Raw genomic sequence first — 23,431 nt, forward strand, 5'->3', positions numbered from 1 at the left:
TCTAATAATTTAATATATTTTAGTTTAAATTAAAAATAAAATATCATCAAAATCAATTCGCTTTAAATCAAATAATTAAAATTAACAACCAAACCAATGAAAAAACATTTACTACTTTTTTTGACCATTATTTTAAGCCTAAGTAGCTATTCACAAATCACTTTTAATAATGGCTACTACATTAATAATGCTAATCAAAAAATTAATTGCCAAATTAAAAATATTGACTGGAAAAATAATCCAACTGAATTTGAATATAGATTATCAGAAAATAGTGATTATCAAACAGCTTCAATAACAACAGTTAAGGAGTTTAGTATTAATGACGATATAAAATACATTAGAGCAAAAGTAGGTATTGATAGATCTAGTAGTAAACTAGAAAAATTAAGCAATAATAAAAGACCTAGTTTTAAAGAGGAAGAACTTTTTTTAAAAGTATTAGTTGAAGGTGAATACATATTATATCAATATGTAGATAACAATCTATCACGATATTTTTATAGTAAAAATGACAGCGATATTGAACAGTTAATTTATAAATCTTATAAATCTGATTACAATAAAGTTAACACTAACAATAGGTTTAGACAACAGTTATGGAATGATTTAAAATGTCCATCATTTGAATTAAATGACATTGAAAATTTAAAATACAAAAAACAATCGTTAGTTAACTTTTTTGTAAAATATAACACTTGCAACAACTTAGAGTATAAAGTCTTTGATCAAAGTGAAAAGGACATGTTTAATTTAAATATTAGACCTCAATTAAGAAATACATCTCTTGCTTTTCAACACGACAATACTGACAATAAAGACACTGACTTTGGTAGTAAAACAGGTTTTGCGATTGGATTAGAAGCAGAATTTATACTTCCTTACAACAAAAACAAATGGGCTGTAATAGTTGAGCCAACATACCAAAATTTTAATGTAGAAAAAACCTCAAATGTAAGAGAAGTTTCTGGAGGCATTTTAATTACATCAATTAAATATAGCTCTATTGAAATTCCATTAGGGTTAAGACATTATTTCTTTTTAAATAATGATTCTAAGATATTTTTGAACGCCTCTTACGTTATTGATTTAGGAACAAATTCCATAATAGAATTTGAAAGAAAAGATGGCTCTAAATTATCACCTTTAGAAATTGAAACTAGACCAAATGCAGCTTTTGGATTAGGCTACAAACATAATGACAAATATAGTTTAGAAATAAGATACCAAACTAACAGACAGTTTTTTGGTAATGACCTTTCGTGGACTTCTGATTATAAATCACTAGCTGTAATATTTGGGTATACCCTATTCTAAATAGTAATACAGTGATAAAACAATATAAACCTAAGCTATATTTTTATAGCTTAGGTTTTTCCAAAGCCTTATTTTTAATGACTATTAATTTATAAGTTGTTTTTATCCAAAACAATTTAAATTAACAATACTTACTTATCAAAACATCAATTACACAAAATAATACTATTGAAGCTTCAGAAGCAGACTATTTATACGTCAAAACCTCTCAGATACCTAAAGCAGGTCATGGATTATTTACAGCAATAGATATTTACAAGCATGAAATTATTGCTCTTTTTAAAGGCGAAATAATTGATGCTACAGAAGCAAAATATAGAGCACAACAAAAACAAGATCGTTATTTTATTAATTTACTAGATGGTCGTATCATGGACAGCATGCATACTAACTGTTTTGCTAAATATGCCAATGATACTAAAGGAACAACAGATGATAGTCCATATAAAAACAATGCAAAAATAGGCTTAGACGATAATGATAACGTGTGCATTATTGCAACAAAAAAAATTAGGTCAGGTGAAGAAGTGTTTTGTGGTTACGGTAAACGTTATTGGAAAAAACATCTGTAAACTAAAACCCATCAAAGATTTATTAATAATTTTAAAATAAACATCTATAATAGATTTTTTGTAAGCAAAGAAAAAATTAAATTTGCAACAAAAAGCAACTAACCCTATTTTAATCTTACCCTTTGGAAAATAAACAAGCCATTACAGTAATAGACCGTATTCTAAAAAACTTAGACGCTACAGGTATTAATACAGATACATTAATAGACGATATTAAAACTTTAAGAACTTATACTATTGAGGTAGAAAACCCTTTAGCTGTAAAAGTACTTCGTTACACTTACGAGCATATCGAAAATAACGACTCTTTTCTTATTCCAATACCAGAGGATACACCAATAGAGGATGAAGCATTAGAAGCTGATACAGAATATTTTATAGAAACAGAATTAAATCCAATAGAGAGTTTAAAGTATGTGATTTCATTAATTAGAAATCTTGACAATGCGTCTAACATTTCAGATTTAAAATATTACAAAAAAGCTTTAGTAGATTTTTAATTTATAAAAAGCAATTATAAGTTTAATAGACTTATTTATATAAATAAAAGCCTTTATCAGTATATCTGTTAAAGGCTTTTATTATTTTGAAATTATATTCAGACATATCTTAGAATAAATAAATTTATAACGCATAAAAAAACCTTCTTAAATTTAAGAAGGTTTTTTTTTAATGTGGGGAGAGCAGGATTCGAACCTGCGAAGACGTAGTCAGCAGATTTACAGTCTGCCCTCGTTGGCCGCTTGAGTATCTCCCCAAAACTGATTGCAAATATATTTAAGTTTTACTATTAAACAAACAAAAAAGTACTGTTTTTTGATGTCATTTTTTTCGGTATTGATTTTTAATAAGTTAGCTTCAAATTATTTTTAATTAAAAATAATAAACTAAAAAAAGCGTAACATTTTTAGTGTTACGCTTTAAAGACTAACTCAATTTATTTAAAATTTGTAGGTCAAAATTCCTGCAAAATTTCTTGGGTCTGTTTGATTAATATAGCTTGTTCTATAAGCGTTGTAACCTATTGAATCAAATACATTATTAACCAACACCCTAAAATTCCAATGGTTATTTAAAGTATAAGCAACTTGAGCATTGACCTGTGTATAAGCTTCAACATTAAAAGGCTCTTGATTTGGAACAATACCTTGGTGTGTAACTGCACCTGAGCTCCAATCATTAATAGGACGCTCTCCAGTATAATAAACTCCTGCTCCAACAGACAAACCTTGAAGTTGCTGTTTAAAACTGTAATTTGCATAAACGTTAAAAGTGTGTTTTGGTGTATTTAAAGGTGCAGAGCCATAAACATAAGAAGTATGTTCTTTATATTGAGCATCAATATATGAATATCCTGTAATAACCTCTAAATTGTCTAAAATACGACCTGTAAGTTCTACTTCAATTCCTTTTCTTTCATCATTTCCTCCTTTTGCATAATAACCCGTTTCTTCCCAATTAACATCATAAACAGGTAGATTAATATCTTTATTATTAATTTTAAAGTAGGTTAAATTAAAACGTAATCTGCTATTTAACCAATTAGTTTTAATACCTGCTTCAAATTGGTCATATCGCTCATTACCTAAATCATTACCATTAACATCTAACCTAGTGGCTGTTCTTGGATAAGAGCTATTTGTATATGATGCAAATACATTTACATTTTCTAATGGCGAAATGATTATACCTCCTAATGGATTAAAAGCATCACTTTCAGTAGTTTCAGTTGCTGTTATAGTTCTGGTTTTACTGTAACGTAATCCAAAAAATGCTTTTAAGTATTTATTAAATGTCACAACGTCTTGAGCCACAAACCCTATTGCTTTGGATTTAGCTCCTTGAACTGTAAGTGCTGAATAGTCTAAATCACTTGGTAAAGCACTAGTATTACTTGTAAAAACATCAATTGTATCCACAGTAGTAACACGTTGCGATGTTGTATTGTAATTATTTGTACGATAGTCAAAACCTACTTGAAAAGTATGAGAAATATTTCCCGTTTTTAATTGATCACCTATTAAGTCAAATTGTATGACACTATTGTTATCTTCTCTTGTACTAATGGAGTGTCCTCTTAATCTTTGATTATAAATTGGATTACCATCTACATCATTTATTACACCACCTAAACTTGCGCCTTTATCATCAAGCTCTAAATTAGATGTATAGTACGCTCCTTTTAGACTTAATTTGTTTGATAGTTCTCTATCAAATCTAACAGCATACGTTGTATTAGTTGTTAATGCTTTATCATCTTCAAAACCTAAAAATTGATCATATGGTAAATCATATATTAGATTCTGATTATTTTCGCCAAGATTAACCGTTCCTAAATCAGGTGATCTGCTGTCTTCAAAATAATCTAATTCTAAAGTAACTGTAGTTTTATCGTCAGCTTTCCATTGAAACGAAGGATTGATATAAAATCTATCAGAAGTAATTCCGTCTCTAAAACTATCAGCACGCTCTAAAGCACCATTTAATCTGAAAGCTGTCGTTTCAGTTTTAGCTAAAGGTCCATAAACATCAAAAGTTGTTCTAGCTTGACCAAAGCTACCACCTCGTAATGATACATTTCCACCAAATTCATATTTAGGCGTTTTAGTTACAAGATTTATTATTCCTCCAGGACTTCCTAAATCAGTTGCAACACCTTGTGTGATTGACGCAGCTCCTTTTAAAACCTGAATATTATCCACACCTTGCATATCTGTCAAAATACCTTGACCTCTAAAATCTGAATGCACTCTAACGCCATTTTTCAAAATTGGAATACCTCTAAAACCACGAGAAGACATACTTTCTCTTTTATTACCATAAGTAGCAAATGTATAAACACCCGGAACGTTTTTTGTAGCATCAGAAATTGTTAAATTTCCTTGTTGCATTATCAATTTATCCGAAATTATTGATATACTTTGAATTTGCTCATAAGGCGCTAAAGGCAATCTGGTTAAAGCCTCAATTTTATCTGGATGTGTAAAACGATTACCAAAAACTTCAACTTCCTCTAGGTTACCATCAAATTGTAACTTAAAGGTTAAAGCTTTTGTTTCATTATCATTAATACTTACTGTTTGGGTTATCGTGGTGTAACCTACTGATGAAACTTTAATGGTATAATTTCCTTTTTTAATAGTATCTAAAGTAAAAAAACCATCAATATCAGCAGATACACCTGTATTTAATTCTTCTAAAAAGATGGTTGCAAAAGGAATTTTTTCGTTTGAATTATTAATTACACTTCCAGTAATCATTGACTGAGAAAATGATAGCTGAGCTATTAAAATTAGGATAAAACTTATTTTTTTATACATGATGCTATTTAGATTTATTATAAATAAAGCGCAAATATAAATCTCATTTTAATAATCACAAAGTTTATTTAGACTAAATATAAATAAAAAGTTGTACTTATTTGATATAGAATTAAATACCCTTTTAAAAAATATTATCTTTAAAATTTAACTTAAACAGCAAATGAAGAAAATATCATCCATAGAAGAGTATATACAAGATCATCCCAAGTTTATAGATTCCCTCAACTATTTAAGACTCTTACTTTTAAAGGCTGGATTAAAAGAAACTATAAAATGGAATGCTCCTGTTTATATGATTGAAGGGAAAAATGTGATTGGTTTAGGTGCTTTTAAACACCATTTTTGTTTGTGGTTTTTTAATGGTGTTTTATTATCTGATACACATAGTTTATTACATAATGCACAAGAAGGAAAAACAAAAGCTTTAAGGCAATTACGCTTTACTAATAAAAATGAAATAAATAATGCTATTATATTAGAGTATATTAAGGAAGCAATAACAAATCAAGAGTTAGGCAAAGAGGTTAAGCCTACTAAAACAAAGCTTAAGGTTATAATTGTACCTATAAAGTTGCAAACTGCATTTAACAACAATAGTGCATTACACAGTTCTTTTAAGCTATTATCACTGTCTAAACAACGTGAATACTGCAATTACATTACTGAAGCCAAAAGAGAAGCTACAAAGTTATCTAGGATAGAAAAGATAACACCTATGATTATTGAAAATAAGGGTTTACATGATAAGTATAAAAATTGCTAAATAAAAAAGGCGACCAATTGGTCGCCTTTTATTATATAATCTAGCTGTAAATTACTTTTTTAATTCAACAGCTGGCTTGTTTAAAGATTTACTCATTTCCATAGAAATAGCAGAACGATCAAACTTTAATTTTCCAGACATAGTTTCTATAACGCAACTATTATCCTTATCATTAAGCTGTGCAATTTTTCCATGCATTCCGCTTTTAGTAATTACCTTATCACCTGCTTTTAAATCCGAAGCAAAACGCTTTTCTTGTTTAGCACGTTTCATTTGTGGTGCAATCATAAAGAAGTACACTACAGCAAACATTGCTATTATAGGTAAAAATCCGCTAATTCCTTCCATTATTGTGTAAGTGGTCCTGGGTTAGCATTTGGATTTGTTCTAAGTGGTGCCTGCTTAACAGGTGCGTTAGGGTCTGGAGTAATAAAAGCTGATATTTTTACAGACTCTTTACCAGTAGCTGTGTTAGCTGTGATGTTAATTACTTTAGATGTTTTATTAGCTCCTTTTCCGTTAAATTTAACAGTAAAAGAATCAGACTCTCCAACAGCTAAAGGTGCTCTAGACCAGTCTTGAGGAACTGTACATCCACAAGTACTTTTAATATCTGTAATAACTAATGGCGCTTCTCCTTTGTTTGTGTAAGTAAATACTGTCTCTTGAGGTGTACCTGATACTATTTGACCAAAATCATGTTCTTTTTTATCAAACTCGATTACTGGTAACTTACCTGATTGTGCATCTCTCTCTGAAGCTGCTACTACATTGTTTGCATCAATTTTTGCTGCTGCATCTTGCTTACAAGATGATAAAGATATTAAGCATACTGCACTTAATAGAATCATTACTTTTTTCATAATACTTATTTTAGAATTTGTGTAGTTTATTTTTAAACTGCCACTTAAATTAATTTTTGGTTTGTAAAAATAATAATATTTTTTGACTACATCAATCCTCGACCAACTTTATTTAATTTTCCTTCTTCTTGATATTCTTTTAACAATTTGTCTAGAATTCCGTTAATAAAAATACTGCTTTTAGGCGTTGAGTATTCTTTAGCTATTTCTAGGTATTCATTAATTGTTACTTTAGTGGGAATTGAAGGAAAACTAGTTAACTCGCAAATAGCCATTTTTAATAAAACCATGTCTATAGTTGCGATACGTTCTGTATCCCAATTTTTAGTTTTATTAGCTATTTCTTCGCTTAATTTGGATTGGTTTAACATTGTTTTTTTAAACAAGTTAATTGCGTATTGTTTATCCTCGATATCTTTGTACAACTTAGGGGTAAGGAAACGCTCGTCTGATGTTTCTTTAATTTTTCTAAGTAATTTTAAAATAGCTGTATTTACTGTTGGAAGATCATCTAACCAAGTAAGGTTTTTATCTTCAATATAATCGTAAAGTTTCTCGTTAGGAGCAATTATTTCTTTAAATACATCTACTATAAAATTTCTATCCTCTTTAAAGGTCGAGGTTTTAGTTTGCATGTATTCTTTATATAAATCACTAGCAATTATTTCTTTATAGATAATATCTACATACTCATTATCTAGTTGCCAATTTTTAATATTGTTGACTTCAAAAGCTGTTTTTAAAGCCACGTTATTAGAAATTAACTCTAAAACTTGATTATTTATAAATTTTTTGTTGGGATTTTTTTCTTCTGCTGTAGCTAAATGCTTTTTCTGAATAGTTTCTAACTGCGTTTTAGATTTTTTACCGACCTCTATCATTAGGGACAGTGTCATTAAATATAAATTATACATATTATCTATACTGTATAATAAAAATTTTTGGTCTTTAGAAAAATCATCACTTTCTGTACCATCAAATGCATATAAAACTTGCATTACTTTAACACGAATATGTCTTCTACTTAGCATACTTACAAAGAACTTTAGATTTCAATTATATTGAAATACTTTTAAATTATTAATTAAAAAAGGCGAAAGCTTTCGCTTTCGCCTTGCAAAAATAGTCTATTTTATAAGATATCTATTGCTGATTTTCTTTTTTTCTAGCTTCAATTCTGCTTAAAGCTATATTTAATGCTGCTTGATGTGTTGTTATATCATTAGTTTCAGCATTACTTAAAATCTCCAAGGTTGTATTGTAGATGTTTTCTGTCTTTCGCATTATTTCTTGTTTACCGTAGTTTTCTAATTCTGCGTAAACATTAATAATTCCTCCTGCATTAATTAAAAAGTCTGGTGCGTATACAATACCTTTTTCTTGTAATATACGACCATGCTTAAGCTCGTCTGCTAATTGATTATTTGCTGCTCCAGCAATAACTTTAGCTTGGATACTGTTAATTGTAGCATCGTTAATTGTTGCTCCTAAAGCACAAGGTGCGTAAATATCTACAGCCTCTGCATAAACATTACTTCCTTTGTATATAGATGCTCCGTATTTTTTACTGATTGCCTCTAAACGCTCTTGATTAATATCGTCGATAATTACTTTTGCACCATCATTAGTTAGGTGCTCCACTAAAGATTCTCCAACATGTCCAATACCTTGTACAATTACTGTTTTATCTTCTAGGACGTCTGTACCAAATTTGAATTTAGCAGCTGCTTTCATTCCCATAAAAACACCATAAGCTGTAATTGGAGATGGATTACCTGCTCCACCTTTGTCTTCAGAAATACCAGTAACATAAGGTGTTACTTCTCTAACTAAATCCATATCTGCAGTTTCCATTCCTACATCTTCTGCAGTAATATACTTTCCGCTTAAGCTATGCACAAACTCTCCAAAACGCTTCATTAATTCTGGCGTTTTTTGTGTTTTTGCATCACCAATAATTACCGCTTTACCACCACCAAGGTTTAAACCTGTAATTGCTGACTTAAAGGTCATTCCTCTAGACAAACGTAAAACATCATTAACAGCTTCCCATTCGTTAGCATATTGCCACATTCTAGTACCTCCTAAAGCAGGTCCTAAAACTGTGTTATGTATTCCAATTATTGCTTTTAATCCTGTATCTTTGTCGTTGCAAAAAACGACTTGTTCGTGATTATCAAATGATAATTGTCCAAAAACAGGATCTGCTTTTGATAATTGATTAGTGTTGATTACTTCTGAAACCATTTAGTTGACATTTAATTAATGTATTGAAATTACACTATTTGTAATTTCAGCATGCAAAATTAGCTTATAATTAATATTAAAACAATAATTAGCATGTTAAAATGTGAAATTGTTAAAAACTTTTTAAACTTAGGTTTTCATTTAAATGAAAGAATTACAACATCTTAACAAATACTTTTACAAATATAGAACACAAATTATAATTGGTGTTTTAATTACCATCGTTTCTAAACTATTTACTGTATTTGTTCCCAAATTTATAGGTTCTATTATAGACGTGGTTAACGATCAATTACAAAATCCGGAAAGTAGTGAGGTTGCTTACAAAGCCAAACTATTAAAATACATTTTATTTTTGGTAGGTTCTGCAATATTGTCTGGAATATTAACCTTCTGGATGCGTCAAACAATAATTAATGTATCGCGTTATATTGAATATGATTTAAAAAACGAAATCTACCAACAATACCAAAAACTATCTTTAAATTTTTATAAAAAAAATAGGACTGGTGATTTAATGAATCGTATAAGTGAGGACGTGACCAAAGTACGTATGTATACTGGTCCTGCAATTATGTATAGTATTAATACCTTAACATTATTTATTGTAGCTCTAGTTTTTATGTTTAGACAAGCGCCAATGTTGACGCTTTACACAATTATTCCGCTTCCAATTTTATCCATAATTATTTATAAAATTAGCTCAGAAATACATAAACGTAGTACCATTGTACAACAATACTTATCCAAACTATCCACGTTTTCTCAAGAAACCTTTAGTGGCATTTCTGTAATTAAGGCTTATGGTATAGAGCCACAAACCTCAGCTAATTTTGATGAATTATCAGAAACTAACAAAGAGAAACAATTAAGTTTAGTACGTATACAAGCCTTGTTTTTTCCGATGATGATTTTGCTTATTGGGTTAAGCAACGTGTTAGTTATATATATTGGAGGTAAACAATATATGAATGGCGAAATTAGCTTAGGTACAATTTCAGAATTTATTATGTACGTTAACCTTCTAACTTGGCCAGTTGCAACTGTAGGTTGGGTAACCTCTATAGTACAGGAAGCAGAAGCTTCTCAAAATAGAATTAATGAGTTTTTAAAAACCGAACCAGAAATACAAAATAACAACGCTGAATTATCAGAAATTAATGGCGAAATAGAATTTAAAAATGTGTCTTTTACTTATGATGACACCAACATACAAGCCTTAAAAAATGTTAGTTTTAAAGTAAATACAGGTCAAACTTTGGCTGTTATAGGAAAAACAGGATCCGGAAAATCTACAATCTTAGATTTAGTTGGACGTTTGTACGACGTAGATTCAGGCACTATTTTAATAGATCAAAAACCTATAGAAACCCTAAACTTATATAGTCTAAGGGATGCCACAGGTTATGTACCACAAGATGCCTTTTTATTTAGCGACTCCATTAATAACAACATTAAGTTTGGTAAAGAAAACGCTACAGATCAAGAGGTTATAGATGCTGCTAAATTAGCACAAGTACATAAAAACATAATCAAATTTAACAAACAATACGACACTGTTTTAGGTGAGCGAGGCATCACACTATCTGGAGGACAAAAGCAACGTGTATCCATTGCTAGAGCTATTATTAAAAAGCCTCAAATCATGTTATTTGATGACTGTTTATCTGCAGTTGATACTGAAACTGAAGAGAAGATTTTAAATAACTTAAAAACAATTACTAAAGGAAAAACAACTATAATTGTAAGTCACAGAATCTCTTCTGCTAAAAATGCAGATCAAATTATAGTTTTAGACGATGGTCAAATTGTGCAATCAGGCACACATGAAAACCTTATAAACACTGATGGTTATTACAAAGAGCTGTATTTAAAAACAACTAAGTAAAAAGATTTACACTAAAATGTTGTTTCATTCAACTTTTTTTTTGACTTTTGAGTTTACGAATTAACTAACAACACAAATCAAGGATTATGCATAATAACGAGATGATGGAGAAGGAAGAAATTTTTTCGAAAGTATTAAGAGCAGGAAGACGAACTTATTTTTTTGATGTAAGAGCTACTAAAGCAGATGATTACTACCTGACTATTACAGAAAGTAAAAAGTTTACAAATGACGATGGATCATTTCATTATAAAAAACATAAAATTTACTTATATAAAGAAGACTTTAGTGAGTTTAATGACATCCTAAAAGAAATGACAGATTACATCATCAACGAAAAAGGAGATGAAGTTATTAGCGAGCGTCACCAAAAAGATTTCAAAAAAGAATATGACACTCCAGCTACTCCTACTTCTGAAGTTAAGACTGAAACGTCCGAAACACCAACTGCTGAAAGTAGATTTACAGATGTAGATTTTGACGATATTTAATATAAAAATCACCTTATATCAAAAAAACCTTTTCTAAATTTAGAGAAGGTTTTTTTTATGCTTTATTGTAAATCAAAATTAAAATTAGACTTCCCAAAATAAATATAAGACTTGCAACAAAATTAAAGGCAAGCCAAATAATAGCAGATATTACAAATAACCAAAGTGGTACTAAAGTTATACTTATGGCAAACCTAAAGGTAGATAAAAACTCAGCTTCCTTAATTTTTGGTTTTATGTTATGTCTCCAAACCAGAATAGGCACACATAATAACAAATAAAGGATTGGCTTTATTAAGACCTTAAAATTAAATTGTTTTACACGTTTAACTTGACACGTTTTAAACTGACTTACAATACAATGATTAACACTATTGGGATTGGTAAAATCCACATTTAACTTATTAAGTTTTTTTATTATAGAAGCATAATTACTTTGTGGTATGTGAGTCGTTAAACTTATTAACGAATTAAATACATCCTGTTTCATTTGTTTAGTCGCAATAAAATCGTCTAAATGATTATAAGATTTAGACGCTAAAGCTTCTCCAAAACAAATAGAAACAGTACTACCCATTGCTTTAGGCTCTTGATAATTTAAACCCACCGGAATTAAATATATTGACTGCTTAGGATACGTTTGCCTGTGTTTTAAAATAATTCTGGTAAACCCTTTACTTAATGGTCTAACTCGTCTTTCTAAATTGTGATTTCCTTCCGGAAAAATAGTCACTACTTTGTTATCATGTAACAAATTAACAGTATTACTAAAAACAGATTTATTTTTAGCAATCGTGCTCCAGCCATCTCTAACACGATAAATTGGTCGCATATTCAAGCTATGCAATAACCTACTTACAAATGGTTTTTTAAAAACACCAGCTCTAGTTAAAAAATAACTTAAGCGTCCTGACTTTGTAGCCAATAGCAAAGCATCTATTAACGCATTTTGATGATTGGATAAAAATAAAACGGTTTGGTCTTTTGGGATGCTTTTTTTTCCGTTTATAATTATTTTTTTATAGTAAAAAAACAATCCTAATTGAATATAAATCCTAACGGTATGTAATCCTATTTTATTCAAAAATATTAACCAGACTACTATGATACAGAAGTACCGTTAGGAACTTTGCTTTCTGGATTTAACAAAATAACATCCTTAGCATTAACCGCTCCCAATACTAAACACTCACTCATAAATTTTGCAATCTGCTTACGCGGAAAATTTACCACTGCGACAATTTGCCTATTTAGTAAGTCTTCTTTTGTATAAAGCGTTGTGATTTGCGCACTAGTTTTTTTAACTCCCAAACCTCCAAAATCTATGGTTAATTGATACGCAGGTTTTTTGGCTTCTGGAAAATCATTAACTTCTAAAATGGTACCTACACGTAAATCTACTTTGGTAAAATCTTCAAATTGAATAGTGCTCATAATTACCCTTGGTTATAATTTAATTTAGGACTTTAAAATAAAACTAATTTTAAGCCAAAACAAACAATTATTAATCTAAATCCAGCCTTTACTTTTTAAAACACCTTCTATATGCGCGTAATGATGATTACTATGCCAAGCATAATTACCTAAATTTTTATCTAAAGCTATCATTTGATTGTTTTCTGGATGAATAAAGGTACGTTGCAATTGTTCTGCTGTTAAGCCTTTTAAATAATACACCAATTTAGCATGTACTACTTTAATATGTAATAGAGATAGCGCTATTGGCTGATTATAATCATGCTGAGAAGCCCAAGTGTTTTCATCATAGGCTTTAATTACTGGGTTATCTTCTGTCATTGCCCATTTAAATCTTATATAACTATGATGGTGACTGTCTGCAATGTGGTGTATTACTTGTCTAATAGTCCAGCCTCCTAACCTATAAGATGTATCTAATTGCTTGTCTGACAAGTTAATCACCAACTGCTCCAACCTATTTGGAAAATGTTTTAGTATAGATAACCAAGCATCAATAGTCGCTTCCGTTATTGTTGTTGGACATTCAAATTTTCCGATAGGATACTTTAACCTTTCTAATTTTTGATCTAACATGGGATTAATTTAATTAAAAAACCTCAAAAGATATAACTCTTTTGAGGTTTTAAATATTTATAATTTTTGTTTTAGAATATCTAAATAGAACAATAAATAATTAATTATTATTTAACGTCTACAAGTTCTACATCAAATACAAGTACAGCATCTGGTGGAATTGCTCCTCCTGCACCTCTTGATCCATAACCTAAATCTGAAGGTATAACAAAACGGGCTTTATCACCAACTTGTAATAATTGAATCCCTTCATCCCATCCAGAAATAACTTGACCTACTCCTACCTGAAAATCTAGAGGTTGATTACGCTTGTAAGAACTATCAAAGACAGTTCCGTCTGCTAATTGTCCTTTGTAGTGTACAGAAACTTGGTTACCTTTTTCAGCTTTTTTACCAGTTCCTTTTTGGATAATTTGGTAACGTAAACCACTTTTAGTTTCTTCAAAACCTGCAGCTAATTTATCTAATTCTGCACGTTTAGCTTCACGTTCTGCAGCTACACGTTTTTCTCTTGCACCTTCAAATGTTCTAAAGGCTTCAATTGCATTAAAGTTTTCTGCATCTGCACCAACTCTAACAATTTCTAAAGTTTCAATCTTATCTCCTTGTGCAATAGCATCAACGATGTCTTGTCCTTTTACTACGTTTCCAAAAACAGTATGGTTACCATCTAACCAATCTGTAGCAACATGAGTAATAAAAAACTGACTTCCGTTAGTACCAGGTCCAGCATTTGCCATACTTAATATTCCAGGTCCACTATGCTTTAAATCTGGGTGAAACTCGTCATCAAACTTATATCCTGGATTACCTGATCCGCTACCTTGTGGACAACCACCTTGGATCATAAAGTTATCAATTACTCTATGAAACTTTAGTCCATCGTAATAAGGTGTCCCTTGTGGTTTAACATCGTTTTCCATGTTACCTTCAGCTAAAGCAACAAAGTTACCAACTGTTCCAGGAGTTTTCTCAAATTCTAAAGCGACTAAAATTTCGCCTTTATTCGTATTAAATTTTGCGTATAAACCGTCTTGCATTACATTGTTTTTTAATGAACTGCAAAGATATAAAGAAGTTAAAAGTAATAAGTAATGACAGATGATTTTTTTTATCCAATCCTGTTTTACTAAATTTTGTTAGATTTGAAAAAATAAAAAATTATTATGGGTGTATTTAATAAGCTATTTGGAGGTAATGATAAAAAATCAAAAAACAATCAATTAGCTGATTCCAATTATATTGAAGCTATTTTAAAGCATAGTAAAGACCAACCTGTAGGTATTGCAGATCAAAATGTGATTTATGCAGGTTATGCAGAGCTTGGTGGTTATTATTTTTTACAAACTTTTATTGTCGGAAAATTAAATATTAAAGCAAAAAAAGGCGCTAGACTTTTAATGGTTAACAACAATCATACTTTAGATTTAAAATCAGACATGGATGAGTTTGAGTCTGAAAACATGGGTGTTTTTGATGGTTATGTTACTAGAATAGATTTTGAAATTGAAAAAGAAGCTGCCGAAAATATCAAACGATCTGCAATTAAAAATATAACACTACAAGTAAAAAAACACACCATTACTTTTACGCCTCTAACGTTAGACGGATTAGATGAATTACAAATAGCAGAAGAAAACAAAAAAGACCTAACAAATTAACTTGTTAGGCCATTAATACAGTGCTATTTGGTATTATAATTAGTTTGCAACTTCACTTATAAATTTAATACGATATAATCGTAACTCTTCATCATCATAATCTCCATCAAACTCATCTATTGCTACGTCAATCTTATCTGTTTGTGACTCCATAAAATAATCATGGATTTCTTCTTGCTGGTCTTCATCTAGAATATCATTAATCCAATAATCAATATTTAATTTTGTTCCAGAAAAAACAATAGCTTCCATTTCTTTAATAAATGCAGACATTTCCATTCCTTTAGCAGATGCAATATCTGTTAATGGTAATTTTCTGTCCACATTTTGTATGATATATAATTTAAGTGCAGAGTTGCTACCTGTAGATTTAACTACTAAATCATCTGGTCTTACAACGTCGTTATCTTCTACATATCTAGCAATAAGCGCGACAAAATCTTTACCATACTTTTTAGCTTTTCCTTCTCCAACACCATGAACGTTAGATAACTCTTCCACAGATACTGGATATTTTAAAGCCATATCCTCTAAGGATGGGTCTTGAAATATAACAAAAGGAGGTACACCTAATTTTTTAGCATTAGTTTTTCTTAAGTCTTTAAGCATTTTCATTAATGCCTCATCCACTACTGCTCCACCACCACTTTCTGCAGTGATTATAGTATTGTCTGACTCGTCACCAAACTCATGATCTTTAGTCATCATGAAAGATTCAGGATTTTTTATAAACTCTTTTCCTTTATCTGTAAGCTTAATGACACCATAGGTTTCAATATCCTTTTTTAAAGATCCTGACACTAATATTTGTCGTGTTAAAGCCATCCAATAGGATTTATCTTTATCTTTTCCTTTACCAAAAAAGGGCTGATCGTCTGTTTTATGAGAGCTGATTAACGCGTTAGATTTACCTACAATAACGTTTACTAACTCTTTAGCCTTATATTTCTCATTGGTAGCATCGACAATTTCTAGGACAAGTTTTACATCATCTTTAGCTTCTTGTTTTTCCTTTGGATGACGCATATTATCATCCATATCTCCACCTTCACCTGTTTTGTTATCAAATGATTCACCAAAATAGTGCAATATAAATTTACGTCTTGATATTGAAGTTTCCGCGAAAGCGACAACCTCTTGCAATAGTGCTTGACCAATTTCTTGCTCTGCTACAGGTTTACCTGACATAAACTTCTCTAACTTTTCTATATCCTTATAAGCGTAATACGCTAAACAATGACCTTCTCCTCCATCTCGTCCTGCACGACCAGTCTCTTGGTAATAGCTTTCTATACTTTTAGGAATATCGTGATGAATTACAAATCTTACATCTGGTTTGTCTATTCCCATACCAAAAGCTATGGTTGCAACTACCACGTCAATATCTTCCATTAAAAACATATCTTGGTGATTGGATCTTTTTTTGGCATCCAAACCTGCGTGATATGGTACCGCTTTAATACCATTAACTTGTAAGACTTGAGACAACTCCTCTACACGTTTACGACTTAAACAATATATGATTCCGGATTTACCTTCGTTTTGCTTTACAAAGCGAATAATATCAGCGTCTACGTTTTTAGTTTTTGGACGTATCTCGTAATATAAATTAGGTCTATTAAATGAGGCTTTAAAAGTGTTAGCGTCATTCATCCCTAAGTTTTTCAGGATATCCTCTTGTACCTTAGGTGTTGCTGTAGCTGTTAGACCAATTATAGGAATATTATCTCCTATACGTCTAATTATAGATCTTAAATTACGGTATTCTGGTCTAAAATCGTGACCCCATTCACTAATACAATGGGCTTCATCCACTGCCATGAAAGAGATTTTTACGGTGCGCAAAAACTCTACATTTTCTTCTTTAGTTAAGGATTCTGGTGCTACATATAATAATTTTGTAATCCCATTAGTAATGTCTTCTTTGACTTGTTTAATTTCAGTCTTATTTAAAGACGAATTTAAAACATGAGCCACACCGTTTTCATTGGAGACACCTCTAATGGCATCAACCTGATTTTTCATTAATGCAATTAAAGGAGACACAACTATAGCTGTACCTTCTTGCATTAATGCAGGTAATTGGTAGCATAAACTTTTACCACCACCTGTAGGCATTATTACAAATGTATTTTTTTGTTCTAGGATACTTTTAATGACTTGTTCTTGAAGTCCTTTAAACTCGCCAAAGCCAAAGTATTTTTTTAGTGCTGAATGCAAATCGCTTTTCACTATGTATAACTTTCGTATTTAATTAATTATTTACACTTACATACTTTTGACAAACTATAAATAGTTGCTAAGAATTGAATTCCCCTCTCAATTTTTTCGCTAAATTTGTCGAAATTATTAATCTAATAATCTTAAGGTGATTTAGATTAAGACTAAAGATAGTAAAATCTTTATAAACCAAAAAAAATAAACACATTGAAAACAAAAGCTTCCATTATTAGTAGTGCCAAAGAAACTATTAAACTTGAAGGACAGTCCATATTAAATTTATCAAATTTAATTGATAACGACTTTGCTGAAGCTGTGGAATTGATTTATAATTCTAAGGGTAGAGTCATAATTACTGGAATAGGAAAAAGTGCTATTATAGCAACAAAAATAGTGGCTACGCTAAACTCGACTGGTACTCCTGCTGTATTTATGCATGCTGCAGATGCTATCCATGGTGACTTAGGATTAATACTTCAGGATGATGTGGTGATTTGCATTTCTAAAAGTGGAAACACACCAGAAATTAAAGTTTTGGTACCATTAATTAAAAATGCAAAAAATAAAATGATTGCTATAACTGGTAATAAAGATTCATTTTTAGGCCAGCAAGCGGATTTTGTTTTAAATGCATTTGTAGAGAAAGAAGCTTGCCCAAACAATTTAGCACCAACAACCAGTACTACTGCACAACTAGTATTAGGTGACGCATTAGCGGTTAGCCTTTTAGAATTAAGAGGGTTTTCTAGCAAAGATTTTGCTAAATACCATCCAGGTGGTGCATTGGGTAAAAAATTATATTTAAGAGTTCAGGATATTTCTTCTGTTAATCAAAAACCAGAAGTTACTTTAGACACTAACATTAAACAGGTAATTGTTGAAATTTCTGAAAAAATGCTAGGTGTTACAGCTGTCACTGAAAACAATAAAATTGTCGGAATAATTACTGATGGTGATTTAAGACGAATGCTAAGTAAAGTGGATAACTTTAGCGACTTAACTGCTAAAGATATTATGAGTGCCAATCCAAAACGTATCGAAGAAGACGCTATGGCTATTGATGCTATGGAGCTTTTAGAGACCTATGGGATTTCTCAATTACTTGTGCAAAAAGATGGCAAGTACGCTGGTGTTGTGCATATCCATGACTTAATAAGAGAAGGAATTTTATAATGGCAAAAAAAAATGTAAACGAGATGTCTTTTTTAGATCATCTTGAAGATTTAAGATGGCATTTAATTAGGATTGTATCTGCTGTAGTTATTTGTGGTACAATCGCTTTTTGTTTTCCAAGTATACTATTTGATAGCATCCTATTTGCACCTCAAAAAATGACGTTTCCTACTTACCAATGGTTATGTGAAATGTCTAAATTTTTTGGATTGGATGACATGAGTTTTTGTGCAGATTCGTTTCCGTTTATAATACAAAACCGTGAAATGGCTGGACAGTTTTCTATTCATATATGGACGTCCATTTATGCTGGATTTATTGTAGCATTCCCTTATGTAATTTACCAATTATGGCGATTTATTAGTCCAGGTTTAACCTCTAAAGAACGTCGAACATCTACAGGTTTTATCATAATATCTTCTTTACTGTTTTTTATGGGTGTATTATTTGGATACTACATTATAACACCTTTATCCATAAACTTTTTAGGAACCTACTCCGTAAGTACAGAAGTATCCAATGAGATTGATATTTCATCATACGTTGGGTTAATCAGAGCGTCTGTTTTAGCGTCTGGAATAATATTTGAGCTACCAATATTAATCTACTTTTTAACTAAAGTTGGTTTGGTAACGCCTCAGTTTTTAAAAAAATATAGAAAATTTGCTTTAGTTATAGTTCTAATTTTATCTGCAGTAATAACACCTCCAGATGTAGCAAGTCAAATAATTGTAGCGATACCTGTACTAATTTTGTATGAAGTTAGTATTCATATCTCTCGAATTGTAGTGAAAAACGAAAATAAAAAACAAAAAAAAGATGTCAGAACTAGTTAAAGAATTTAACGACTATCGCGAAAAAATGAATGATAAAATTCTAGGCGATAACAACAAAATAATCAAACGTATTTTTAATTTAGATACAAATGCCTTTACAGAAGGTGCATTGGACGTAAAAACTAAAGAACTATTAGGTTTAGTAGCCTCTACCGTCTTACGTTGTGATGATTGTATTAAATACCATTTAGAGTCAAGTTATAAAGAAGGTTTGTCTAAAGAGCAAGTAATGGAAACCCTAAGTATTGCTACATTAATTGGTGGTACTATAGTGATACCACATTTAAGACGTGCGTATGAGTTTTGGGAAGCTTTAGAAGCACAGGATCAAGACCTACAAGGTTAAACTTTATATAAATTAAAGCGCCTTTTTAATAAGTTATATTGAAATGCTTATTTTTAGGACAATTAAACACACCAAATGAAGCTAAGAGCCGAACATTTAATGAAGTCCTACAGTGGACGTAAAGTTGTAAAAGACGTATCTCTTGAAGTTAGTCAAGGCGAAATTGTTGGACTTTTAGGTCCTAATGGTGCAGGAAAAACAACATCATTTTATATGACTGTTGGTTTGGTAAAACCAAATGCTGGAAACATCTATTTGGATGACACTAACATTACCAATTACCCTATGTATAAACGTGCACAAAATGGTATTGGTTATCTAGCACAAGAAGCATCAGTATTTAGAAAACTAAGTATTGAAGACAATATTTTAAGTGTTTTACAAATGACCAAACTGAGCAAAAAAGAACAATTGCACAGGATGGAAGCATTAATTGAAGAGTTTAGTTTAGGTCATATTAGAAAAAGTAGAGGTGATTTATTATCTGGAGGAGAACGTCGTCGTACCGAAATTGCACGTGCCTTAGCAACTAACCCAAGCTTTATTTTATTAGACGAACCCTTTGCTGGAGTAGATCCAGTTGCAGTGGAAGATATACAACGTATTGTAGCGCAATTAACCAAAAAGAACATTGGTATATTAATTACTGACCACAACGTACAAGAAACGTTAGCTATTACAGATAGAACTTATTTAATGTTTGAGGGTAGTATCCTAAAAGCAGGAGAACCTGAAGAATTAGCTAATGACGAAATGGTACGTAAAGTTTACTTAGGTCAGAATTTTGAATTACGTAAGAAGAAGATTAGAGATTAATCTGAAATTAACAGATATATAAAAGCCCAATTGAAAATTCAATTGGGCTTTTAGTATTTAATGACCATTTATGTCACTATATTTTTTCTTCAGACTTAGCTTTAATCCTAGCATTCTCTGCCAATATCTTTTTTTGATAACGACCTTGAACAACATCTACAATAATTAAAATAAACAACACAAAATAGAAGGTTGTTTTACTCATAGACTCAATTGGGTTTCCAAATAACTTTAAGTGTGCTAAATGTCCACCTTCAGTAACTAACATTATACCTACTATAAATAGAATAAATAACCCTAGCACTTCATACATTCGGTTTTTTGCTAAAAACACAGAGATTCGATCTGCCAAAAACAACATTAATAATCCGCTAATTACAATAGCAATAGCCATTACAATAAAGGCTGTCGTAGCGTTTTCAATATCACTTGTTAGACCAATTGCAGCTAAAATAGAATCAAAAGAGAATACTAAATTCATTATTACAATACTAGTTATAACAGCACTTGCAGACTTACCTCGTGTACCATCACCTTCTATATCCTGGTCTAAATCATGAGCACCAATCATGTGCCAAATTTCTTTAATAGCTGTATAAATAATAAAACCTCCTCCAGCTAATACAATTAAACTGTGTCCATTAAAAGCAAAGCTGGCCACATTACCTAATTCACCTGTCATAAACGAAAAAGGCGCTTTAAAAAAATCAATTATCGATACTAACACAAACAATAGTATGATACGTAAAACAATCGCAATTAAAATACCAACTTTTCTAACGCGCTTTTGTTCAGATTCTGGTGCTTTTTTTGACTCTAAAGAGATATATAATAAGTTATCAAATCCTAAAACAGCCTGCAACAAAACAAGCATTAAAAGCGTAAAAATAATTTCTAGCATAGTGGGTATTAATTGATGTTATTAAATAAGGATAGTAAAATGTATAGTATTATTATTAAAGGGATTGCTGCAAAATGCAACACCACTAAAAGCACAATACTTAAGATTATAAAAATGTAACGTACTGCATTTGACTTAAAACTCCAGTTTTTAAATTTTAAAGCAAATAGTTTTACAGATGAATTTAATATGTAACAACTTAAAATAGTTAGCACAATTAAAAACCATTTATTAAGTATAATACTATTTATTAAATCATTATTCTGAAATTCTAAAATTAACGGTAACGATAAAATTAACAAAGCATTAGCTGGTGTTGGCAACCCTTTAAAATAGCTTTGTTGGTCTTCGTCAAGATTAAAACGAGCCAATCTATAAGCAGATGCTAATGTTATAAACAGCCCAATAAATGGTAATAAGTTAAACGTGAAACCAGTCCATTGCATGGTTTCTGACCAATCATCAATTGGTGTTACCGCTTTACTATTACTAGCCAATTCTAATAATTTAAAAACTACTATTCCTGGTACTAATCCACTAGTTACCATGTCTGCCAAACTATCTAATTGCAAGCCTAAATCGCTTTGCACATTTAACTTTCTTGCTAACAAACCATCAAAAAAATCAAAAAAGATGCCTAAAAACACAAAAAAGGCAGCAAATATAAAGTGGTTATTAACAGCAAATATGACTGCCACACTTCCGCTAAATAAATTAAGAAGTGTGATAAAATTTGGTATAAAAGCTTTGATGTTCATCAGTTAGTTTTTTGTAAAAATAACAAAGTATTTGGGTCTATTCCAAACACTATGCAATATAGTATTAAAATTGAAGTTTAATATATAGAAAAATTATAGCATCTTTGTAAAAAAAAATTGAAATTGAAAGTAAGCTTACTAGCCTTTTTATTACTGAGTGTCTCATTATCTTTTGCTCAAACCCGAAAATATTCAAACGAATTTATGAATATTGGTGTGGATGCAGCAGCTTTAGGAATGAGCAATGCTACCGTTGCTAGAACCAACGATGTAAATTCTGGCTATTGGAATCCTGCTGGATTAATTAAACTAGAAGACAATCAATTAGCCTTAATGCACTCTAGTTACTTTGCTAATATTGCAAATTATGACTATGCAGCTTTTGCAATGCCTTTAGATGATAATAGTGCTTTCGGAATCTCTTTAATACGTTTTGCTGTGGATGATATCCTAGATACTACACAGCTTATAGATGAACAAGGTAATGTTAACTATGACCGAATCAGCTTATTTTCTACAGCAGATTACGGTTTAACTTTATCTTACGCTAGAGACTTACCGCTAGAAGGGTTAAGTTATGGTGTTAATGCTAAAATTATTAGACGTATTATAGGAGACTTTGCTTCAAGTTGGGGTTTTGGTTTGGATGCTGCTATTCAATTTGAAAGTGACAATAATTGGAAATTTGGTATCATGGCACGTGACATTACCACAACTTTTAATGCTTGGACTATTAATGAAGATGAATTTGCTAAAGTCCAAAATGCAGTAGAAGGTCAAAATCAAGAATTACCAGAAACTACAGAGATTACAATACCAAAATTACAATTAGGTGTTGCTAAATTATATCGCTTTCATTACGATTATACACTGGAAGCAGAATTAGATTTAAATGTAAGATTTGAACAAAACAATGATGTTATTTCAACCTCTTTTGCAAGTATAAATCCTGCTTTAGGCTTAGAGTTTGGCTATATTGATATGATTTATCTTAGAACAGGTGTTGGTAATTTTCAAAATGAATTACAGATAGACAACTCTGAAGATTTAACCTTTCAACCAAGTTTTGGTGTCGGTTTTAAATATAAAGGCATCCAAGTAGACTACGCGTTTACAGATATTGGTGATCAAAGCGTTGCTTTGTATTCTAATGTATTTTCGTTAAAACTAGATTTTAGCGTTTTTAGATAAGTTATCTTTGTAG

The 23,431-nt window shown here is 30.8% G+C and carries 24 protein-coding genes and 1 tRNA gene; 12 read left to right on the forward strand and 13 right to left on the reverse strand.

Going from position 1 to position 23,431, the window contains the following annotated elements; translation table 11 throughout:
• Window positions 1-96: 96 nt before the first annotated feature.
• The 3 genes from V6251_RS08660 to V6251_RS08670 all read left to right on the forward strand — a co-directional run bounded on the left by V6251_RS08660 (window position 97) and on the right by V6251_RS08670 (window position 2,389).
• Complete coding sequence (locus V6251_RS08660; RefSeq protein ID WP_341587894.1) at window positions 97-1,317, forward strand: autotransporter outer membrane beta-barrel domain-containing protein; 1,221 nt, start codon at window positions 97-99, stop codon at window positions 1,315-1,317.
• A 212-nt stretch (window positions 1,318-1,529) separates the two neighbouring features.
• Window positions 1,530-1,889 (forward strand): SET domain-containing protein, encoded by a 360-nt coding sequence (locus tag V6251_RS08665; RefSeq protein ID WP_341588010.1) that lies wholly within the window; start codon window positions 1,530-1,532, stop codon window positions 1,887-1,889.
• 122 nt (window positions 1,890-2,011) lie between these two features.
• Window positions 2,012-2,389 carry a hypothetical protein gene (locus V6251_RS08670; RefSeq protein WP_341587895.1) on the forward strand — a complete coding sequence of 126 codons (378 nt, stop codon included), beginning with the start codon at window positions 2,012-2,014 and terminating at the stop codon, window positions 2,387-2,389.
• Window positions 2,390-2,564: 175 nt separating this feature from the next.
• On the opposite strand, the gene V6251_RS08675 is transcribed toward V6251_RS08670, so the two are convergent.
• Both V6251_RS08675 and V6251_RS08680 read right to left on the reverse strand, forming a co-directional pair.
• A tRNA-Tyr gene (locus V6251_RS08675) sits at window positions 2,565-2,646 on the reverse strand.
• A gap of 184 nt (window positions 2,647-2,830) precedes the next feature.
• Window positions 2,831-5,209 carry a TonB-dependent receptor gene (locus tag V6251_RS08680; protein WP_341587896.1) on the reverse strand — a complete coding sequence of 793 codons (2,379 nt, stop codon included), beginning with the start codon at window positions 5,207-5,209 and terminating at the stop codon, window positions 2,831-2,833.
• 163 nt (window positions 5,210-5,372) lie between these two features.
• On the opposite strand from V6251_RS08680, the gene V6251_RS08685 reads away from it, so the two are divergent.
• The gene (locus V6251_RS08685) at window positions 5,373-5,975 is read left to right on the forward strand and encodes a YdeI/OmpD-associated family protein (protein ID WP_341587897.1); all 603 of its coding nucleotides are present in this window, start codon (window positions 5,373-5,375) and stop codon (window positions 5,973-5,975) included.
• Window positions 5,976-6,026: 51 nt separating this feature from the next.
• On the opposite strand, the gene yajC is transcribed toward V6251_RS08685, so the two are convergent.
• From yajC to V6251_RS08705, 4 genes are all read right to left on the reverse strand, one after another.
• Entirely contained in the window at window positions 6,027-6,323 is a 297-nt protein-coding gene (gene yajC, locus V6251_RS08690; protein WP_145000117.1) for a preprotein translocase subunit YajC, read from the reverse strand.
• The gene (locus V6251_RS08695) at window positions 6,323-6,838 is read right to left on the reverse strand and encodes a DUF1573 domain-containing protein (RefSeq protein ID WP_145000119.1); all 516 of its coding nucleotides are present in this window, start codon (window positions 6,836-6,838) and stop codon (window positions 6,323-6,325) included. Before V6251_RS08695 ends, yajC begins: the two co-directional genes overlap by 1 nt.
• An 86-nt stretch (window positions 6,839-6,924) precedes the next feature.
• A complete protein-coding gene (gene nusB, locus V6251_RS08700) occupies window positions 6,925-7,869 on the reverse strand; it encodes a transcription antitermination factor NusB (RefSeq protein WP_341587898.1) in 945 nt (314 codons plus the stop codon).
• 112 nt (window positions 7,870-7,981) lie between these two features.
• Window positions 7,982-9,085 carry a Glu/Leu/Phe/Val family dehydrogenase gene (locus V6251_RS08705; protein WP_292944162.1) on the reverse strand — a complete coding sequence of 368 codons (1,104 nt, stop codon included), beginning with the start codon at window positions 9,083-9,085 and terminating at the stop codon, window positions 7,982-7,984.
• Window positions 9,086-9,230: 145 nt separating this feature from the next.
• Here V6251_RS08705 and V6251_RS08710 point away from each other — a divergent pair, with 145 nt between their 5' ends.
• Window positions 9,231-10,973, forward strand: coding sequence for an ABC transporter ATP-binding protein (locus tag V6251_RS08710; RefSeq protein WP_341587899.1), 1,743 nt, complete (start codon window positions 9,231-9,233; stop codon window positions 10,971-10,973).
• Between the two features lie 86 nt (window positions 10,974-11,059).
• Window positions 11,060-11,464 carry a PUR family DNA/RNA-binding protein gene (locus V6251_RS08715; protein ID WP_341587900.1) on the forward strand — a complete coding sequence of 135 codons (405 nt, stop codon included), beginning with the start codon at window positions 11,060-11,062 and terminating at the stop codon, window positions 11,462-11,464.
• 55 nt (window positions 11,465-11,519) lie between these two features.
• Here the strand turns inward: V6251_RS08715 and V6251_RS08720 are convergent, their stop codons facing one another.
• The 4 genes from V6251_RS08720 to V6251_RS08735 form a co-directional block, all read right to left on the reverse strand.
• A complete protein-coding gene (locus V6251_RS08720) occupies window positions 11,520-12,548 on the reverse strand; it encodes a 1-acyl-sn-glycerol-3-phosphate acyltransferase (RefSeq protein ID WP_341587901.1) in 1,029 nt (342 codons plus the stop codon).
• Between the two features lie 17 nt (window positions 12,549-12,565).
• Window positions 12,566-12,898 carry a tRNA-binding protein gene (locus tag V6251_RS08725; protein ID WP_445933618.1) on the reverse strand — a complete coding sequence of 111 codons (333 nt, stop codon included), beginning with the start codon at window positions 12,896-12,898 and terminating at the stop codon, window positions 12,566-12,568.
• Window positions 12,899-12,973: 75 nt separating this feature from the next.
• Window positions 12,974-13,516 (reverse strand): YfiT family bacillithiol transferase, encoded by a 543-nt coding sequence (locus V6251_RS08730; RefSeq protein ID WP_341587902.1) that lies wholly within the window; start codon window positions 13,514-13,516, stop codon window positions 12,974-12,976.
• A 107-nt stretch (window positions 13,517-13,623) separates the two neighbouring features.
• Window positions 13,624-14,556, reverse strand: coding sequence for a peptidylprolyl isomerase (locus V6251_RS08735; RefSeq protein WP_341587903.1), 933 nt, complete (start codon window positions 14,554-14,556; stop codon window positions 13,624-13,626).
• A 126-nt stretch (window positions 14,557-14,682) separates the two neighbouring features.
• On the opposite strand from V6251_RS08735, the gene V6251_RS08740 reads away from it, so the two are divergent.
• Window positions 14,683-15,177, forward strand: a complete 495-nt coding sequence (locus V6251_RS08740) for a hypothetical protein (protein ID WP_341587904.1) — start codon at window positions 14,683-14,685, stop codon at window positions 15,175-15,177.
• A 39-nt stretch (window positions 15,178-15,216) separates the two neighbouring features.
• Here the strand turns inward: V6251_RS08740 and V6251_RS08745 are convergent, their stop codons facing one another.
• Complete coding sequence (locus tag V6251_RS08745) at window positions 15,217-17,397, reverse strand: RecQ family ATP-dependent DNA helicase (RefSeq protein ID WP_261375214.1); 2,181 nt, start codon at window positions 17,395-17,397, stop codon at window positions 15,217-15,219.
• A 207-nt stretch (window positions 17,398-17,604) separates the two neighbouring features.
• Between V6251_RS08745 and V6251_RS08750 the strand changes: the two genes are divergently transcribed.
• From V6251_RS08750 to lptB, 4 genes are all read left to right on the forward strand, one after another.
• Window positions 17,605-18,570, forward strand: coding sequence for a KpsF/GutQ family sugar-phosphate isomerase (locus V6251_RS08750; protein ID WP_341587905.1), 966 nt, complete (start codon window positions 17,605-17,607; stop codon window positions 18,568-18,570).
• Window positions 18,570-19,406, forward strand: a complete 837-nt coding sequence (tatC, locus tag V6251_RS08755; RefSeq protein WP_145000147.1) for a twin-arginine translocase subunit TatC — start codon at window positions 18,570-18,572, stop codon at window positions 19,404-19,406. Before V6251_RS08750 ends, tatC begins: the two co-directional genes overlap by 1 nt.
• Window positions 19,390-19,752, forward strand: a complete 363-nt coding sequence (locus V6251_RS08760; RefSeq protein ID WP_341587906.1) for a carboxymuconolactone decarboxylase family protein — start codon at window positions 19,390-19,392, stop codon at window positions 19,750-19,752. Before tatC ends, V6251_RS08760 begins: the two co-directional genes overlap by 17 nt.
• 75 nt (window positions 19,753-19,827) lie before the next feature.
• Window positions 19,828-20,568, forward strand: coding sequence for an LPS export ABC transporter ATP-binding protein (lptB, locus tag V6251_RS08765; RefSeq protein ID WP_028282850.1), 741 nt, complete (start codon window positions 19,828-19,830; stop codon window positions 20,566-20,568).
• Window positions 20,569-20,644: 76 nt separating this feature from the next.
• Here the strand turns inward: lptB and V6251_RS08770 are convergent, their stop codons facing one another.
• Window positions 20,645-21,469 (reverse strand): TerC family protein, encoded by an 825-nt coding sequence (locus V6251_RS08770; protein ID WP_341587907.1) that lies wholly within the window; start codon window positions 21,467-21,469, stop codon window positions 20,645-20,647.
• Window positions 21,470-21,477: 8 nt separating this feature from the next.
• Window positions 21,478-22,227: a CDP-alcohol phosphatidyltransferase family protein gene (locus V6251_RS08775; protein WP_341587908.1), complete on the reverse strand. Its 750-nt coding sequence runs from the start codon at window positions 22,225-22,227 to the stop codon at window positions 21,478-21,480.
• 123 nt (window positions 22,228-22,350) lie between these two features.
• On the opposite strand from V6251_RS08775, the gene V6251_RS08780 reads away from it, so the two are divergent.
• On the forward strand, window positions 22,351-23,418 hold the full coding sequence (locus tag V6251_RS08780) for a putative type IX sorting system protein PorV2 (protein WP_414692209.1): 1,068 nt from the start codon (window positions 22,351-22,353) through the stop codon (window positions 23,416-23,418).
• Window positions 23,419-23,431 lie beyond the last annotated feature (13 nt).

The sequence above is a fragment of the Olleya sp. Ti.3.14 genome (assembly GCF_038154885.1).
In the GTDB taxonomy this organism is placed as follows: Bacteria; Bacteroidota; Bacteroidia; order Flavobacteriales; family Flavobacteriaceae; genus Olleya.

Bases quoted from the DNA above. Each gene is read 5' to 3' on its own strand.
- V6251_RS08660 (WP_341587894.1), top strand. From the start codon at position 97: ATGAAAAAACATTTACTACTTTTTTTGACCATTATTTTAAGCCTAAGT.
- V6251_RS08680 (WP_341587896.1), bottom strand. From the start codon at position 5,209: ATGTATAAAAAAATAAGTTTTATCCTAATTTTAATAGCTCAGCTATCA.
- V6251_RS08685 (WP_341587897.1), top strand. From the start codon at position 5,373: ATGAAGAAAATATCATCCATAGAAGAGTATATACAAGATCATCCCAAG.
- yajC (WP_145000117.1), bottom strand. From the start codon at position 6,323: ATGGAAGGAATTAGCGGATTTTTACCTATAATAGCAATGTTTGCTGTA.
- V6251_RS08695 (WP_145000119.1), bottom strand. From the start codon at position 6,838: ATGAAAAAAGTAATGATTCTATTAAGTGCAGTATGCTTAATATCTTTA.
- nusB (WP_341587898.1), bottom strand. From the start codon at position 7,869: ATGCTAAGTAGAAGACATATTCGTGTTAAAGTAATGCAAGTTTTATAT.
- V6251_RS08705 (WP_292944162.1), bottom strand. From the start codon at position 9,085: ATGGTTTCAGAAGTAATCAACACTAATCAATTATCAAAAGCAGATCCT.
- V6251_RS08710 (WP_341587899.1), top strand. From the start codon at position 9,231: ATGAAAGAATTACAACATCTTAACAAATACTTTTACAAATATAGAACA.
- V6251_RS08715 (WP_341587900.1), top strand. From the start codon at position 11,060: ATGCATAATAACGAGATGATGGAGAAGGAAGAAATTTTTTCGAAAGTA.
- V6251_RS08725 (WP_445933618.1), bottom strand. From the start codon at position 12,898: ATGAGCACTATTCAATTTGAAGATTTTACCAAAGTAGATTTACGTGTA.
- V6251_RS08730 (WP_341587902.1), bottom strand. From the start codon at position 13,516: ATGTTAGATCAAAAATTAGAAAGGTTAAAGTATCCTATCGGAAAATTT.
- V6251_RS08735 (WP_341587903.1), bottom strand. From the start codon at position 14,556: ATGCAAGACGGTTTATACGCAAAATTTAATACGAATAAAGGCGAAATT.
- V6251_RS08740 (WP_341587904.1), top strand. From the start codon at position 14,683: ATGGGTGTATTTAATAAGCTATTTGGAGGTAATGATAAAAAATCAAAA.
- tatC (WP_145000147.1), top strand. From the start codon at position 18,570: ATGGCAAAAAAAAATGTAAACGAGATGTCTTTTTTAGATCATCTTGAA.
- V6251_RS08760 (WP_341587906.1), top strand. From the start codon at position 19,390: ATGTCAGAACTAGTTAAAGAATTTAACGACTATCGCGAAAAAATGAAT.
- lptB (WP_028282850.1), top strand. From the start codon at position 19,828: ATGAAGCTAAGAGCCGAACATTTAATGAAGTCCTACAGTGGACGTAAA.
- V6251_RS08770 (WP_341587907.1), bottom strand. From the start codon at position 21,469: ATGCTAGAAATTATTTTTACGCTTTTAATGCTTGTTTTGTTGCAGGCT.
- V6251_RS08775 (WP_341587908.1), bottom strand. From the start codon at position 22,227: ATGAACATCAAAGCTTTTATACCAAATTTTATCACACTTCTTAATTTA.